Raw genomic sequence first — 15,906 nt, 5'->3', positions numbered from 1 at the left:
GAGTCAACTGCTCTACCGGACTGAGCTAACGGCCCAAGATGGGTTTATATAACACGGACCAGACGACAGGCGCAACAGAAATCTTTCCTGGTTTTCTTGATTCCCGTATGTTTTCAAAGTGCAGCTGGTGATCTCCTCAAGGCGTCGGGCACGGCCATGAAAACCAGCTTTACTCTATGGTTGAAGAAAGGGAGCAAGCCCAGACATTATCATGGAATGCTGTTCGAAATAATGCAAAGTGAAGTTGCCTTGACAAAGAACAGCACGGCCTTGCAGTGGCTTCGGGGAACGGGATTTTCAAAAGTCTTTCATGGCTCGGGCAGACAAAGTCTTGGCATGTACAACACCAATATCTCCAGAAAAAATATGGGTCTAGCACTGATCCTTATACCTTTATAGTGTACCCCGCTTTTTATATCTACAGTGTCTCTTAAGAAAGCGTCGATCCTGTCGTGGATGGTGGATGCCGGTCTCATCATATGATCTAATGCGACAATGTCGCCCTCCATGATAAAGATGGATATATGCATCTTTTTGGGACTTATATATTTGATTTTTTACGTCTGACATATAACACATATACTTATGGTTATTAAGAGGTGCATTACTGTGTGCAAGGTAACAGTTTCTGCATGCGATTTCTTCAATAAAGAACCTCTGGTTCACGCTATTGGTATTCCATATTTCAAGCCTCTCTTGCCCTTAAAACTTTCCGCCTCTTGAGACTCAATATAGTTACGTATTATTTCTTCGTCTATTCCATATGGTGGAAGCGAAGTAACCTTCCTGCCAAATACCAAGTGATATCACCGAATTATACACAGTTACTTTGTTTCCTGTATTCCATTTAGGTAGTATACCATGGGACAGAAGACCTAAAAGGACGTTATATCTACTCGCTTACACACGTAGTACTAGTGCGTGGAGTAAATTTATACATTAGTGGAAATATGTTTTACTATATCAATTGATTTGCCCTATAATACCCACATATAAAAGTTATATGAGATGGTTGGCTTGGAGTGGACCAGAGGGCAGACTTTCAAAACACTCGGAGGTTCTCGTTGCGATGAGATAAAACTGCTTAGGTATCTTGCCCTTCGTCATTGCGATTCAAGAGAGATTGATTTATGTCTGATTGGTGATTTGAGAGAAAAATTGGGGAGCCTAAGATGGAGAGGGAAAATAAGAGGCTTCGGATACGTATTGATGGGACAGAGGAAACACTGAGGGAAAACGAGATCAAGTTCAGGCTCCTCTTCGAGAAATCGGTCGATCCAGTCTTGCTCATGGACGGCGACATTTTTATTGCCGCCAATCCAGTTGCACTTGATATGCTACGCTGTACGGATAAGGACCTGGTACTTGGACTCCGCCCTTCACAGATATCTCCCGAATTGCAGTCCGACGGGCAACGCTCTGATGTGAAGGAGAAGATGCTTCTGTCTCTTGCTCAAAAAGACAAGTTCACCCGTTTTGAATGGGTTCATAGCGCCTTCGACGGAACCTATTTTCTGGCTGAGGTTTCCATCACTGCCATTCCCGCTAAAGAAAGACTGATAACCTACGTGGTATGGCGCGATATTACAGAGAAGAGCGGGATGGAACAGGCTCTCAGGCGGGCTGAGGAGAAATATCGGAGCATCTTCGAAAATATCTTGAATGGCGTTTTTCAGACTGCCCCTGACGGTCGCTTTATCGCCGTCAATCCGGCTTTTGCTGCAATGCATGGTTTTGCATCACCGTTAGAGATGCTGACGACGATCACCAATATAGAAAATCAGTATGTGGATCTTCTCGACGAAAAAAAACTCAAACGGATTTTGGAAGACAAAGGATCTGTTTCCAAATTTGAAACCCAACTATACCGGAGGGACAAGAGCAGAATATGGGTTTCAATGAATGTTAGGACAGTAAGAGACGACGACGGATCCATTGTGTATTATGAGGGGTTTGTGGAGGACATCACCCAGCGCAAGATGGCGGAAGAGAGTTTAAGGAAGGAGAGAGAGACTTTTTTTACGATTCTCAATAACGACCCCGTTGGCGTGATATTGAGTGACCGGGGAGGAACGTATGTGTATATGAACCGTGAATTCACTAATATTACGGGCTACGCGCGCGAAGATGTTCCCACAGGAAAAGACTGGTTCCAGAAGGCATACCGGAACCGCGAATACAGGCATCTGGTGCTCGACATATGGAAGAGAAATGCTTCGTCGGAGGCCGGAGAATGGATAGATGCAGAATTCACCATAATATGTAAAGATGGAGGAGCCAAGGACATAGAATTCAGATCTACATTTCTCAAGGATTACAGCATTACCGTATTGAAGGATGTCACGAAGCGGAAACAGGCTGAAAACGCGCTCCATGAGAGTGAGGAAAAATTCCGGCTTCTTTTTGAAAAGTCTGCCGACGCGATACTTCTCCTTGATGGAAACAGATTCATGGATTGCAATGAGGCTGCTCTGAAGCTCATGCGGTGCGCCTCCAAGGATCAGTTGATAGGCCTGCGCCCCTTTGATATTTCGGCCAAGATGCAGCCTGACGGCCCTCTGTCTCTGGATAAGGCTCGAAATGCAGTAAATGTAGCCCTCCGGGACGGAAGCAGCCATTTTGAGTGGATGCTTCGCGGTTTCGATGATGAGGAATTTCTCGTCGACGTGTCATTTACCGTGATTCGCATTCATGGAAGACAGATTCTGTATACGGTTTGGAAGAATATTACGAAACGTAAGTTAGCTGAGGACGCCCTGAAACAAACAGAAGAAAAATACCGGAATATTTTTGAGAATGCAACGGAAGGTATATTTCAGACAAGTATAGATGGCCGCGTGTTGAGTGCAAACCCGGCGTTTGCGACCCTGTTCGGATACGACTCGCCTGAAGAGATGCTACGGACCGTAGAAGATGTGACTTACGAGATTTATGCAGATCCAACCAGAAGGAAAGAATTAAAGCGGCTTCTTAATAAAGATGGGCATATCCGCAATTTCGAGATCCAATGCCGAAGGAAAGACGGGGAGAAGACGTGGATCAGCACAAATATGAGGGTTGTTCGTGATTGCAATGACACAATTCTTTTCTACGAGGGTACACTCTTTGATATAACTGAACGGAAGAAAATTCAAGAGGACTTGGAAAACGAGTCCAAGAGCCTGGAAGAAGCCAACGCGGCGCTAAAAGTGCTCCTGAAGCATAGAGAGCAGGATAAATTTGAGCTTGAGGAAAAGGTCGTGTCCAACATCAAGGAATTGATTCTCCCTTACGTGGAGCGACTGAAAGCGAGCAAGGATCAGGGGGATGAAGCGATGGCCGACATAATAGAAACGAACCTCATCGAGATTATGTCGCCTTTCATCAGGCGTATGGCGTCGCGTTATGCAAATTTCACCCCGAAGGAGATTCAGATAGCAGACTTGATCAAGAAAGGTAAAACAACGAAAGAGATGTCCCAGCTCCTGTTGTTGTCAACAAGGACGATTGATATCCACCGTTATAACATCAGAAGAAAGCTTAACCTGAATAAACAGAAAGTGAATCTTCAGACCTATCTCCTGTCTCTTTCATGAGATTTTGGAAATTATCAATAAATAATGAGTATTATATAGAGATTTTATTGATATATAATTAGAAATGGGATCTTTTCCGTCATATTTTGAGAAGCATCCATATGTATATGCAGAGTAACTTCTGTCGTATCTAAATCAGCAGTAGACACCTCAAGCGCCATAGCTAATAGTATATCCCTTTTGTGAAATAAAGGACAAAAATAGATTGACTAAAGATGGCCCTTATGATACAAACAATGAAACAAAATGATGGTTATGGTAAACGATAGGAAAGATGTATTTAAGTCCATTATGAACTTCGGTCCTTTGGGCCTTGAAATGGGACTTTGCGTTGCCATTGGAATAGCTATCGGTTATTACTTGGACAAGTCTTTTCTGATGTACCCCTATATGTCAATTATATTTATGTTTGTGGGCATTGCGGCCTCCATGAGGAGTTTATACAGGACGGCCAAGAAGATGGAAAGGGAGAATGAGAGAAGCAACTCTAAGTGACATAGAGCGTCTCAACGCAATTGTCCTCCTGCTGGGATCCGTAATGTCTGCGGTAATAATGAGGGAGTTTAAGCATTTTTTCAGTTTCGCCGTCGGAAGTTCCATGATGGTCCTGAATTTTCGGTTTCTGAGAAAGATTATAGAAGGCGGCTTTTCAAACCCGAACATAAGCAAAAAGGAAGTTCTCATAAAACTTCCGGTAAAGTTTCTCATTCTCGTGGCTCTCGTCACAGTAGTGATAGTCTTTGGTGACGTAAGCGTGACTTTCTTTCTTATAGGACTTTCCACGGTTTTCATATCAATCGTGATCAACCAAGTGCTGGGTATTTTTAGCCCTGCAACAAAGAGGAGGCAGAAAAATGGGGCATGATGAATGGACGTTGGCTTCGTCGATTCCTTTTCTAAGAGACTTGCCACCCCATGTGTCAAACGGTATTATTGTGTCGGTCATTTTACTTGTGATCGTGGCCTTGGGGTACCGGCAGTTGAAGAAAACTGAAGACAACATTGTTCCGGAGCCAGGGATGACATTCAGGAACTTTATTGAAATATTAGCCGAAAGCGTCTCCGGCATTATTATGGATACGATGGGTCCAAGAGGGAAAGAATTTGTTCTCCTGGTAGGTACCTTGGGAATTTTTATCCTCTTTAATAACCTGTCCGGCCTTATTCCGGGGTTCATGCCGGCTACTGATAATGTGAACACCACTTTTGCCTGTTCTCTGACCGTATTCGTGATGACCCATTACTTTGGGGTACGGGAACATGGAATAAAATATTTAAAACAGTTTATGGGGCCTTTTATCTGGCTTGCCCCTATCATGATACCTATTGAGATTGTCGGGCACATAGCCCGTCCGCTCTCTCTGGGCCTTAGGCTTTTTGGTAATGTATTTGGCGATCACCTGACGACCGGGATATTCTTCATGCTCGTTCCATTCTTAATTCCTCTGCCCATGATGGTACTCGGTTTGTTCGTGGCGTTTGTTCAGACTTTCGTTTTTATGATGCTGTCGATGGCATATTTTTCTGGGGCTATTTCCCATGAAGAACATTGAAACAATACTAGAAAAGGGGTGAGAATCGATGAAAAAAGCTTTGTTGGTCATGATGCTTCTCGGGATGTTTGTTGGTCTGTCTGTGAGTATCGCGATGGCTGCTGAAGAGGGTAAGGAACTTGATTCGTCCGTAAAGCAGATGATAGCCCTTGCATCGGGCTTAGGCATCGGTATCGCGGCTGCCGGAGGGGCTGTCGGACAAGGAAAGGCTCTGCAGGGTGCGCTGGACGGTATCGCCAGGAATCCCGGGGCTTCCGGTAAGGTTTTTACGCCGATGATTATCGGTCTGGCAATGATTGAGTCGCTCGTTATTTACTCTCTCGTTGTTTCACTACTTCTGTTCTTTAAGCTTGGTTAATGATGATGGTTAGGGGGTGGATTTAAATCCACCCCCACCCCCGCCGTGATTGCTTCTCCTCACATCTACTCCTGGTTGCCCCTCGTACAGCTATCAGATCTTTAAACTCTTTACAACAACCCAAGTTAATGTGAAATTAATGTAACCAGGAAGGTTGCAACAATTAATGGGAAAGCATCATCAAGCTATTGCAGATTGAAGTTGACGCCGAAACAGATTTGATGATCTTACGTCGAATGGCAGCGAAATTTGTACGCTGTTTTTCTGTGGCTTCCATCGAAGCGCAAAATATTCGATGGTGTATTTGGCCTGCTGCTGGACTTGAAGCGCGTCACTGGTACATCGTACGCAACGCGAATGCTTGCTGCAACCGGAGCCGTTACGCAATTTGATCGACAAATATAACATACCGAAAGCGATACAGGTGGCCGTCAAGAATACGATCACCGCCAACCCACAGGGTGACCAAGCGTATTAGTGGGATACTGACCAAGTGCCGCGAAAAGACGCGAGGACAGGACTTAGAGTACAGGCTACTTCCGTTGCTTCTTGGGCGGTTTGTATCCAATCCAATTCGGGTGTGGAACGTATTTTCGCACAAGCGCATCAAGTTCCGGACTGTGGTACATGTCGAAGCACTTCAGGAGGTCGAACTTTGCATCGACATATCCCTCGAAGGGCATGCTGTAGTCGCAGCGCAGGTATTTATCGATCAAAGCGAGGAGTTTCGTATTGGAATCCAGATCGAAATACGTCAAATTAAGATAAATGCCACCGGTTTTTCTGGCATCCAGCTCAGCCGCTGGCGAGTCATTGTATGCTTTTGCAATACAAAACGCCAGCGCACGATCTTTGAAGTTGATGGCGTTGTTTCGTTCATCCATCCTCGCATGCGCTATGGATGAACACAGACACAAAGCGACTATAAGCAGGTATCGCATGGCAGGCTCCAGAAATTGGCCTGGGTGGTTGTATGCGCCGCTTCCTTTTCGTAAAAGTAGCAGCTGTCATAGCACGAACGGGAACGACCGTCGTAAAGCGTTGCATGTCCGCCAGCGTCTGACCAGCCTGTCACAGTGAAGGTAATGATTCCTTGCTCCCCTTCCAAATCGCTAGGATGGGGATATCTGACAACTTTATCGGGGGCGCCCCATTCCGTGCGCAGGAAGTCGATCAGATCGCGAACACGAAAAAAGTAGTTTCGTCTGTCAGCACCCGTCACCGTTTTCCGGATTCTCGCGGGATATATGTGTGCGTCTTGTTAAGGATATAGCTCATACGGACCGCACAGGTGTTTGTCCAAACGTACCTTTGGATCCTTGAGCCTGATATTGACCGCTACGGTCCCGCCAATGACATCAGCAACCCTCTCCGGCCTGGTTGGTGGAACTGTAAATCTCTTCTGAGGCAACCCAAGCGGCCGCAAACAATGGTCTTGCCCTATTAGTTCCCATTGAAAAATCATAGCAAATTTTATATATTATATCAACAGCCCAAACTCATCAGGCGGTGCGCTATCGCACCACCCACCAAGCCCCCGAAACCCGTATCCTGAGTGACTCCAGCGTCAGGCGCTGGCAGGTGCAGGTATACAGACGCACGACACGATCATGGGCGCGGGTGAGACCAGTGTCCAGCATTGCCGTTAGCTCTACTCTTTCGGTATCCCGCCCGTTCGACTTTGGCGAGTATAATGTGGCACCTATCGTCACTTTTCGGCGCGTGTCGTCAGCACAATTTAGGCTTCTGCTTGAATACCCGTTTTCTGGCTTTGATCTTTTGCCTCTTAATACCTTGAGTCTCCCCTCACCCTCGGGTCTTTTGACAAAGACCGGGTCTCCCGGTTAGACTATAGGCATGCCAAAGTTCAGGATTGCGAGTGATTACAAGCCCAGAGGCGATCAACCCCAAGCCATTGAAAACATCTCAAAAAACATAGAGGCAGGTGTTTCTCATCAAGTCCTTCTCGGGGTGACTGGTTCCGGGAAAACCTTCACTATGGCCAATGTGATCGAAAAGGTCCAACGACCCACCCTGGTGATTTCCCATAACAAGACTTTGGCAGCCCAACTTTATGGAGAATTTAAAGGTCTATTTCCTGAAAACGAAGTCCATTTCTTTGTGAGCTACTACGACTACTATCAACCGGAAGCATATCTGCCCCATACGGACACATATATAGAGAAAGATGCGTCAATTAACGAAGAGATAGACAAATTGAGGCTTCTGGCGACGAACGCCCTTTTTGACAGAGATGATGTAATCATCGTGGCAAGCGTGTCATGCATTTACGGGCTTGGTTCTCCGGAAGCTTATTACGGTATGCTGATCTATGTCGAAGAAGGGCAGCAGATAGAACGAAAAACTATCCTTGATAAACTGATTCAATGCCAGTATGAAAGAAATGATATTGATTTTTACCGGGGGCGTTTTAGGGTGAGGGGGGAGAACATTGATGTATTTCCAGCCTATGAGGAAGAGAAAGCCATTAGAATTGTCCTTGATGAGGACTGTGTTTCGGCAATCTACCAGATAGATCCGCTTAAAGGGAACGTTGTTGCGAGGCTTACACGTTGCACCATATATCCCACAAGCCATTACGTGACGCCTAAAGAAACTCTGGAAAAAGCGGTGGAATCAATCGAGAGGGAACTTAACGATCACGTGAAACTTCTCAAGAGCCAAAATAAGCTTCTTGAAGCGCAAAGGGTGGAAATGAGGACAAAGTACGACCTCGAGATGCTGCGAGAGATTGGTTACTGTCAGGGTATCGAGAATTATTCACGGCATCTCACCGGCAGGTCGGCAGGGGAGCCGCCCCCTACCCTCATGGACTACTTTCCCTCAAATACAGTGGTAATGATAGATGAAAGCCATGTGACTGTACCCCAGCTCATAGGCATGTACAGGGGAGACAGGGCACGGAAAACGACCCTGGTGGAATACGGGTTTCGCCTTCCTTCCGCCTTGGACAACAGACCCCTCATATTCGAGGAGTTTGAGGCAAGAACCCGGCAGGTCCTCTATGCATCCGCAACTCCGGCTGCATATGAGCTTACCAAAGCAAAAGGGTATACGGTGGAGCAGATCATACGGCCCACCGGTCTCATGGACCCAGCCATTGAGATAATGAAAGCGAAGAATCAGGTGGATACGCTGCTTCCCGAGATAAAAAGAGTCGTGGAGAACAAGGAAAGGGCGCTCGTCACGACACTCACGAAGCGTTTCGCGGAGGACCTTACGGACTATCTTCTTGATAAGGGCGTGAAAACGAAATATCTTCATTCTGACGTAAGCACTCTTGAGCGAGTCGCGATTGTAAGAGACCTGAGGGCAGGGAAGTTCGATGTCCTCGTGGGGGTAAACCTCCTGAGAGAAGGACTTGACCTTCCCGAGGTAGCCCTTGTGGCCATTCTTGATGCGGACAAAGAGGGGTTTCTCCGGTCTCAAACCTCTCTTATTCAGACATGCGGCAGGGCAGCAAGAAACCTGAACGGGAAGGTGCTCATGTTTGCCGACGTGATGACAAATTCCATGAGCCGGGCAATAGGCGAGACAGAGCGAAGGCGCAAGGCGCAGATGGAATATAATGAGAAAAATGGCATAACCCCCGAAGGGATCAAAAAGTCTGTGGTTGACATCCTTTCCTCAATCTATGAAAAAGATTATTACACAGTGCCCATTGACGAGTTGGAGGAAAAGACCCTTGAGCCAAAGAAACTGTCGAAGATGGTGAAGAAACTCAGGAAAGAGATCGGAGAAGCGGCAAAAAAATGGGACTTCGAAAAAGCCGCTCAATTGAGAGACCGCCTGCTCAAACTTGAGCAAATGGAATTGACTCTCTAGAGTGGTATGGAGTGTAGGGATGGAGCGTATGAGGAAAGAGAGTCCCAACACTTCACCGCGAATTGTGTGAAACCTGATGAATGAATCAATTATGGATAACCTGCCGGAATCTTCCGGCGTCTATATATTCAGAGACAAAAACAAGCAGATCATATACATAGGAAAGGCGAAGAATATCAAAGACAGGGTAAGGAGCTACTTCCGGGAAAGCGGGAGGTCGGTGAAGACCGAACATCTTGCCGGGTCGATTGACCATGTGGACGTGGTGCTTACGGATAACGAGAAAGAAGCCTTTCTCCTCGAAAACAATCTTATTAAGGAGCATACCCCGAAATACAATATTATTCTGAAAGATGACAAGACTTATGTATCCCTGAAGCTTTCCATCCATGAACGTTTTCCCGCTCTCTATGTGACGCGGAAGATCAAAAATGATGGCTCCGCCTATTTCGGTCCTTACCCTCATGGAAAAGATGTGCGGGATGTCCTGAAATTGGTCCAGACCCTCTACCCCATCAGGAGATGTAAGGATACTGTTTTTCGGAAAAGGAAAAGGCCGTGCATGCTTTTTGAGTTAAAGAAGTGTCTCGGACCCTGCGGAGGGGATATCCGCGAGGAGGTTTACGGTCAGGTCGTCGAAGAACTCAAAGATTTTCTCTCGGGAAGAGATGAGAAGCTTTTAAAAGACTTGGATGACCGCATCAAGAAAGCGGCTGCCTCGTGGAATTTTGAAGAAGCCGGAAAGATGAAGGGGCGATACCAGGCCATCAAAAGAATGATGGAAAGACAGAACGTCCATGAACACCTCGGGAAGAACAGAGATGTATGGGCGTTCGCGCAGGAAAAGGAGAGGTTCCGCGCAACCCTGCTGAGTTTCCGCAAAGGGATTCTCATTTCAAAAAGGCTGTTCAAAGAGGAGTTGATGGGCGGCAATTTTGAGGAAGTCCTGTCGTCTTTTCTGTTCCAGTACTACACTTCAAGGCCGATACCTGATGAAATCATGTTATCAGAGGAATTGGAGGACAGGGTTTCGCTGGAGAGATATTTGAGGAAACAAAAACAGGGACCCGTGAAGATCTACGGCCCTGGCGGAAGGCTCGCGCGAGAAATGATTTCCTTGGCAATCGAGAATCTCCACGAGACGGAGTCGGTGGTGAACGAAAAAACCTTTGCGGCCGCACTCCATTTAAGAAAAGAGCCTTTCAGGATAGAAATTTACGATAATTCCCATACCGGAGGGGCTAACCCAATAGGTGTGATGGTGGTATTCGAGAGTTTTAAGGCAAAAAAGAGCGGATACCGCGTGTTTCACATAAGAGAGGCGCCCTGCATGGACGATATTGCCATGATGGGGGAGGTCATAGGCAGGAGGATGGCTGACGAGAAACTGGGTCCTATGCCTGATCTGATGATAATCGACGGAGGTAAAGGCCATCTCTACTCAGTGAGCAAAATCCTCCGGTCAATGAGCCGGGATATTGATGTGATCGGTATTGCCAAAGGTCAGAGAAGAAAGAGAATGGACGATCTTATCTACCTGCCGCTTCGCAAAAACCCTCTCCCGATGCCAAAGAACTCTCCGATATTTCGCGAGATCGTAAAAATGAGGGACGAAGCCCACCGATTCGCTATTTCCTCCCATAAGAGGTGGAAGAGAAGGGAGGACTTGGCCTCAGCGGAGCAACGGTAACGGGGCACGGCAATATTCCTTTACCTTAGTGTAGTAGGTGTCCGCATAGGAACGCCCAGCCTTTCTTTAAGTGTCAAGATGGGCCTCACGGTCTGAAAGCTCCCTGATTTACAAGGGGAATGCACTCAGGGAAATACGCTCATCTTCCTTTGTCATCTACCTCGGTCTCGATTTGGAGGGCTTTGCCTTGCACCACCGCGTCGGCTATCTTTTTTCGGGCCGCCCCAAGTATTCTCCCAAACGTGGGTCTCGACACACCCATCTTCCCGGCGGCCTCTTCGTGATAAAGACCCTGATAGTCGGCAAGATTAATGGCCTCGAATTCGTCAGGACTGAGAGATACCTCCTCAAGCTTGGCAAGAGGAATGCCTCGCGGCTTGAAGTATACTGCATTTGGGGAACCGACAAGGCACCTGCATTTTTTTGGTCGCGCCATGTTGTTATGCTAAACATATGTTCATAACAAGTCAAGCTCTATATAGAATCATAACCTCCGGCAGGGCAGGAGGGGCCTCCAAAGATACGTCCTTACGACTGCCGCAGTTCCTTGATAAAAAGCCGTTCCTTGACTCAATTTTGAACACCCTTATTCTAATTCCTTATCACTTTTCCTGTGCGGTCGTCTATCCCTCCTTTATCGTACTGTGTGTATGGAAGAATGCCAGAATCAGGTTTGAGGATAGGGCATATCTTTAATCCCACCTGATTTCTTCATGTGGATCGTCGTAAATTTTGTCCGTTATTCTCTTATTACCGCATAGAAGGTCGCATTCTCTCTCGTAACCAGAAGCACTATACCCTCCTTGATGCTTGCCTTTTTCATCACCTCTTTGAAATCAGCCAGGTTTCTAATGGGTTTCCTTCCAATCTCTTTAATCACATCACCTGACCTGATATCAGCATTCTGTGCCGGACTTCCTGGCTGAACGTCGGTAACTATAACTCCCTTCTTGTCCTTCAAATTCAGATGCTTCGTAATGTCCGGGGTAATATTCTGGACTATAAGCCCGAAGGAATCCTTCTCCACCTCGGGTTTCTTCGAAACCATGGGACCTTCTTCCTTCATCTCGCCTATCGTAACTTTCACTTCAATCGACTTACCATCTCTTAGAATACCTACGGTGACTTCTTTGCCAATCTCCGTAGCGCCGACCAGTTTAGGAAGTTGATCCATCTCCTTTATTTGTTTCCCATTGAAGGAAGTAATCACATCTCCTCTCTTTATACCAGCCTTATCCGCAGAACTTTGTTCAGCAACATCGGAAACAAGCGCCCCTTCCGCCTCCTTCAGCCCGAAACTCTTTGCAATTTCAGGCGTCACCTTCTGTATCACCACACCGAGCCACCCCCGGACGACCCTGCCTTTGGTCTTGAGCTGAGGCAGAAGGTCCTTGACCACGTTGATGGGTATCGCAAATCCTATACCCTGTCCTCCAGAAACGATCGCGGTATTTATCCCCACAACTTCACCATTAAGATTAAACAATGGTCCTCCGCTGTTTCCGGGATTGATGGACGCGTCTGTCTGGATAAAATCGTCATAGGGACCAGCCCCTATAACCCTTCCTTTTGCGCTCACTATTCCCTGAGTCACGGTATGCTCAAGACCAAACGGATTCCCTATGGCAACAACCCAGTCACCCACTTCCAGCTTATCTGAATCTCCAAAAGTCGTGGCAGGAAGATCATGCCTCGCATTAATCTTTATCAGAGCAAGGTCCATCTTAGGATCTCTGCCGACCACGGTGGCGTCATACTCTTTCCAATCCGTAAGCTTTACTTTTATGGTTTGTGCCTTTTCTACCACGTGATTGTTGGTAAGAATGTAACCTTCCCTGTCAATAATGAATCCAGATCCAAGGCTCCGCTGTTTGTACTCCCTTTTTGGCATATCACCGAAGAACTTCTCGAAAAAATCCTCTCCGAAAAAGTCTTTGAACCCTCCTTGAGGACCCATGAATCCGCCCATATCATGACTTTTAGTGACCGTAGTAGTGCTTATGTTGACAATTGCAGATCTCACCTGCTTAACAAGAGGACTGAAACTCGGTAAACCCTTATTATCATATGCCACAGCTTTTACCGGCATTTTGTTCGCATCAAACACGGCTTCCCTGGCAATCAATTTTCCTCTTGCATACACGAATACCAGTACTATGCAGACGAGCAGAGTAATGGTCAAATACCATCGTTTGTTTTTCATAAATCCCTCCAGTTATAAAGGCAGTTTGATCAAAAACAGGCTTCCTTTCATAGGCCGGCTTTCTACCTGGATGGAGCCTTTGTGGGCTTCAGCAATCCATTTGCTTATGGACAGCCCGAGACCGCTGCCGCCCTCCCTCCTTCTCGACTTATCGGCTTGATAGAACCTGTCAAATACATAGTTTATGTCGTCTTCCGAAATTCCTACCCCATTATCCTTCACATTTATCTGGACATACCCGTCATTCACGAAAGACGATACCTCCACCCTCCCCCCTTTTCCAGTATATTTTATGCCGTTTTCTACTATGTTGAGAAACATTCTTCTCAGCTTCAGTTCATCCCCTCTAAGACGGACATCGCTCAATTCGTTGATTGAGAGCTCAATCTCCTTTTTTTCGGCGAAAATTCTCATGTCCATACAGACGTCCATAAGAAGGTCTCTCAATGCAATGTCGTTGATGTTGAGTCTCACATCCTTAGGATCAGACTTGGAAAGAAGCAGTAGATCGTCGATGATTCTCGTCATCCTGTCCACCTCTTCCAAGCTGCTAACCAGCAACTTCTTGTATTCTTCCGGGCCTCTGTCTTTACGAAGCGCCACCTCCGTCTCACCTTTTAATATAGTTAGGGGTGTTTTCAGTTCATGTGACACATCAAGACTGAACTGATTGATCCGGAGGAATGCGTCTTTCAGCCTGCTTATCATGGCATTGAAGGTCTCCGCAAGCCTGGACAATTCGTCTTTTCTGTTCCCAATGTCAATCCTCTCGTCAAGGTTCGTCGACGATATCTTGACTGCAGTCTTTCTGAGTTGATCCACGGGCCTCAATGTCTTTCTCGCCATAAAATAACCGACCATTACCGTGGCCGAGAGCGATGTCGGGATACCGATAATCATGACGATAAGAAGCTTGGTCATTGTCTCGTCGAAATCTTCGAGAGATGTTCCTACCTGTACAATACTCGTCACTTTCTTGCTTTCAGCCTTGCCGTCCGCTATGGGCAGTGTGATCATCCGGAGCCTCGGCCGTTTTGCGCCCAGAGTCTCGTAGACTACTTCCCCTCTTAAGGCCCGTTCCATAGTGTTGAAGCTGGTGGGTACCGTCTCCGTCTCAATGTCGCTCATTTTTGCCCCGATCTTCCCGGACCTGTCGATTATTTGTATGAACTTTCCCTTCGGCTTTCTCCCTAACACGTTCTCCAGGTACCGTTCAAAGTTTCCCAACACGGTATTGCCATGAGTCTCTGTCATGGAAGACGATAATACTTCCGCTATAGATTTGATTTTCGTATCGATGCTTTTCTGGAGGCTGTTCCTGAAATAAACATAGACGCCTGACGAAAAGACGACGAGAATAAGCGCGAGTATCGCGCCGTACCAGATTGTAAGCCTCCACCTTATAGGCAGATTAACTTTCCTCATCGCCTTCTTTAATTATGTAGCCTATACCCCGTACTGTATGAATATACCTCCTTGTGGAGAGTGAGTCGAGCTTCTTTCTTAAAAAGTTGACATATACATCTACAATGTTTGTCGATTCGACCTTATTCTGCCACACGTATTCGGCTATCTCATTTCTCGTGAGTGGTCTTTCAGGGTTCTTGAGCAGGAATTCCATGATAAGAAACTCCTTATCTGTCAGTTCCACTTCTTTAGAGTCCATACTCAATTTTCTGTCATAAGGGTCCAAGACAATGTGTCCGTATTCGAGTATGCGGGTGTCGGCCTGTTTGCTCCTCCTCAAAAGGGCGCGCATCCGGGCCAAAAGCTCGTCAAAGGAAAATGGCTTGGTCAGGTAGTCGTCGCTCCCGGTATCTAACCCTTTTACCACATCTTCTTTAGAACTTTTGGCCGTGATGATAAGAACAGGCGTGTTCATACCCCAAGAGCGCACTTCTCTTAGGACCTCTAGTCCATCAATCTCCGGGATCATCAGATCAAGAAGCACAATATCATAGCTTGACTCTTTCAGTTGGTCCAGGCCCTGCCTCCCGTCATTTGCTACATCGACGCGATATCCTTCTTCTTCAAGGCCCCGGCTTATAAAGCTTGCGACTTTGACTTCATCTTCAATTATGAGTACATTCATCGGTATATTATATATCATAAAACAAAAAATCGCACAAACCCTTGAGAGCGCTGAGTCCAAAAGACTGGAGTCTGGTTACCTACCTTATGGTCTCACCGGCAGACACCCGAGGCAAAGTATCCGCACCGTGTGAATACGGCCGAGTCTCAAAACCTGATGGAATAATCCCTCAAGACATGTTGTTAAATGGTATCGAAGAATGACTATACCCCCGTGGAAACCTGACTGTGCAATATCCGGGGAAAGATTCAAGCGCAACAGGAAGGACTAACAAACTATTGATTTACTCTCCTGTTTCCATTATTATAATACCTGTGCGGGCGTAACTCAGCTGGTAGAGTGCAAGCTTCCCAAGCTTGATGCCGCGGGTTCGAGCCCCGTCGCCCGCTCCATCTAATGTGTTACAATTACAATCAGATTGCCGTTACGGAATTTACTAAAAACTTATACCTTGAAGTATGTGCAAACCTGCGGCTTAAACATCAAACATTCTTTGAAACCAGTCCTCAAACAATTCCTTACGATCAGTGTTGAGATATGCGGCCTTCATATTTTCTTTCACAACTTTTGTGTTTGGGTGCGTATCTCC

14 protein-coding genes and 1 tRNA gene are annotated in these 15,906 nt (G+C 46.4%); 8 read left to right on the top strand and 7 right to left on the bottom strand.

The annotated features are described in order from the left end of the window. Positions 1–308: 308 nt before the first annotated feature. The gene (locus tag LBQ00_08485; GenBank protein ID MDR2018883.1) at positions 309–530 is read right to left on the bottom strand and encodes a hypothetical protein; all 222 of its coding nucleotides are present in this window, start codon (positions 528–530) and stop codon (positions 309–311) included. Positions 531–1,172: 642 nt separating this feature from the next. On the opposite strand from LBQ00_08485, the gene LBQ00_08480 reads away from it, so the two are divergent. From LBQ00_08480 to LBQ00_08460, 5 genes are all read left to right on the top strand, one after another. Then, on the top strand, positions 1,173–3,575 hold the full coding sequence (locus tag LBQ00_08480; GenBank protein MDR2018882.1) for a PAS domain S-box protein: 2,403 nt from the start codon (positions 1,173–1,175) through the stop codon (positions 3,573–3,575). Between the two features lie 246 nt (positions 3,576–3,821). Further along, positions 3,822–4,070, top strand: coding sequence for an AtpZ/AtpI family protein (locus LBQ00_08475; GenBank protein MDR2018881.1), 249 nt, complete (start codon positions 3,822–3,824; stop codon positions 4,068–4,070). Further along, entirely contained in the window at positions 4,048–4,440 is a 393-nt protein-coding gene (locus LBQ00_08470) for an ATP synthase subunit I (protein ID MDR2018880.1), read from the top strand. Before LBQ00_08475 ends, LBQ00_08470 begins: the two co-directional genes overlap by 23 nt. Beyond that, positions 4,430–5,128: a F0F1 ATP synthase subunit A gene (gene atpB, locus LBQ00_08465; GenBank protein ID MDR2018879.1), complete on the top strand. Its 699-nt coding sequence runs from the start codon at positions 4,430–4,432 to the stop codon at positions 5,126–5,128. Before LBQ00_08470 ends, atpB begins: the two co-directional genes overlap by 11 nt. 28 nt (positions 5,129–5,156) lie before the next feature. Further along, a complete protein-coding gene (locus LBQ00_08460) occupies positions 5,157–5,486 on the top strand; it encodes an ATP synthase F0 subunit C (protein ID MDR2018878.1) in 330 nt (109 codons plus the stop codon). A 533-nt stretch (positions 5,487–6,019) separates the two neighbouring features. Here LBQ00_08460 and LBQ00_08455 read toward each other — a convergent pair. Together LBQ00_08455 and LBQ00_08450 are read right to left on the bottom strand one after the other, a co-directional pair. Then, positions 6,020–6,427 carry a type VI secretion system amidase immunity protein Tai4 gene (locus LBQ00_08455; protein ID MDR2018877.1) on the bottom strand — a complete coding sequence of 136 codons (408 nt, stop codon included), beginning with the start codon at positions 6,425–6,427 and terminating at the stop codon, positions 6,020–6,022. Further along, positions 6,409–6,708, bottom strand: coding sequence for a type VI secretion system amidase effector protein Tae4 (locus LBQ00_08450; protein ID MDR2018876.1), 300 nt, complete (start codon positions 6,706–6,708; stop codon positions 6,409–6,411). Before LBQ00_08450 ends, LBQ00_08455 begins: the two co-directional genes overlap by 19 nt. Positions 6,709–7,343: 635 nt before the next feature. Here LBQ00_08450 and uvrB point away from each other — a divergent pair. After that, on the top strand, positions 7,344–9,332 hold the full coding sequence (gene uvrB / locus LBQ00_08445; GenBank protein ID MDR2018875.1) for an excinuclease ABC subunit UvrB: 1,989 nt from the start codon (positions 7,344–7,346) through the stop codon (positions 9,330–9,332). A 76-nt stretch (positions 9,333–9,408) separates the two neighbouring features. Then, a complete protein-coding gene (gene uvrC, locus LBQ00_08440; GenBank protein MDR2018874.1) occupies positions 9,409–11,022 on the top strand; it encodes an excinuclease ABC subunit UvrC in 1,614 nt (537 codons plus the stop codon). 139 nt (positions 11,023–11,161) lie between these two features. On the opposite strand, the gene LBQ00_08435 is transcribed toward uvrC, so the two are convergent. The 4 genes from LBQ00_08435 to LBQ00_08420 form a co-directional block, all read right to left on the bottom strand. Next, positions 11,162–11,458 (bottom strand): DUF134 domain-containing protein, encoded by a 297-nt coding sequence (locus LBQ00_08435; GenBank protein MDR2018873.1) that lies wholly within the window; start codon positions 11,456–11,458, stop codon positions 11,162–11,164. Between the two features lie 303 nt (positions 11,459–11,761). Then, entirely contained in the window at positions 11,762–13,225 is a 1,464-nt protein-coding gene (locus tag LBQ00_08430; GenBank protein ID MDR2018872.1) for a DegQ family serine endoprotease, read from the bottom strand. A 12-nt stretch (positions 13,226–13,237) separates the two neighbouring features. Continuing rightward, positions 13,238–14,650, bottom strand: a complete 1,413-nt coding sequence (locus tag LBQ00_08425; protein ID MDR2018871.1) for a HAMP domain-containing protein — start codon at positions 14,648–14,650, stop codon at positions 13,238–13,240. After that, complete coding sequence (locus LBQ00_08420; protein ID MDR2018870.1) at positions 14,637–15,317, bottom strand: response regulator transcription factor; 681 nt, start codon at positions 15,315–15,317, stop codon at positions 14,637–14,639. The genes LBQ00_08425 and LBQ00_08420 overlap by 14 nt, the downstream gene beginning before the upstream one ends. 316 nt (positions 15,318–15,633) lie before the next feature. Between LBQ00_08420 and LBQ00_08415 the strand changes: the two genes are divergently transcribed. Continuing rightward, positions 15,634–15,709 (top strand) — tRNA-Gly (locus tag LBQ00_08415). Positions 15,710–15,906: the final 197 nt, after the last annotated feature.

It is taken from the genome of Syntrophobacterales bacterium (assembly GCA_031274925.1).
Taxonomy (GTDB): Bacteria; Desulfobacterota; Syntrophorhabdia; order Syntrophorhabdales; family Syntrophorhabdaceae; genus PNOM01.
Note: the sequence above shows the minus strand (reverse complement) of the source record. Positions and strands in the feature narration are given on the sequence as shown.

Bases quoted from the DNA above. Each gene is read 5' to 3' on its own strand.
- uvrC (MDR2018874.1), top strand. From the start codon at position 9,409: ATGAATGAATCAATTATGGATAACCTGCCGGAATCTTCCGGCGTCTAT.
- uvrB (MDR2018875.1), top strand. From the start codon at position 7,344: ATGCCAAAGTTCAGGATTGCGAGTGATTACAAGCCCAGAGGCGATCAA.
- LBQ00_08425 (MDR2018871.1), bottom strand. From the start codon at position 14,650: ATGAGGAAAGTTAATCTGCCTATAAGGTGGAGGCTTACAATCTGGTAC.
- LBQ00_08435 (MDR2018873.1), bottom strand. From the start codon at position 11,458: ATGGCGCGACCAAAAAAATGCAGGTGCCTTGTCGGTTCCCCAAATGCA.
- LBQ00_08480 (MDR2018882.1), top strand. From the start codon at position 1,173: ATGGAGAGGGAAAATAAGAGGCTTCGGATACGTATTGATGGGACAGAG.
- LBQ00_08475 (MDR2018881.1), top strand. From the start codon at position 3,822: ATGATGGTTATGGTAAACGATAGGAAAGATGTATTTAAGTCCATTATG.
- LBQ00_08420 (MDR2018870.1), bottom strand. From the start codon at position 15,317: ATGAATGTACTCATAATTGAAGATGAAGTCAAAGTCGCAAGCTTTATA.
- LBQ00_08485 (MDR2018883.1), bottom strand. From the start codon at position 530: ATGCATATATCCATCTTTATCATGGAGGGCGACATTGTCGCATTAGAT.
- LBQ00_08455 (MDR2018877.1), bottom strand. From the start codon at position 6,427: ATGCGATACCTGCTTATAGTCGCTTTGTGTCTGTGTTCATCCATAGCG.
- LBQ00_08430 (MDR2018872.1), bottom strand. From the start codon at position 13,225: ATGAAAAACAAACGATGGTATTTGACCATTACTCTGCTCGTCTGCATA.
- LBQ00_08460 (MDR2018878.1), top strand. From the start codon at position 5,157: ATGAAAAAAGCTTTGTTGGTCATGATGCTTCTCGGGATGTTTGTTGGT.
- LBQ00_08470 (MDR2018880.1), top strand. From the start codon at position 4,048: ATGAGAGAAGCAACTCTAAGTGACATAGAGCGTCTCAACGCAATTGTC.
- atpB (MDR2018879.1), top strand. From the start codon at position 4,430: ATGGGGCATGATGAATGGACGTTGGCTTCGTCGATTCCTTTTCTAAGA.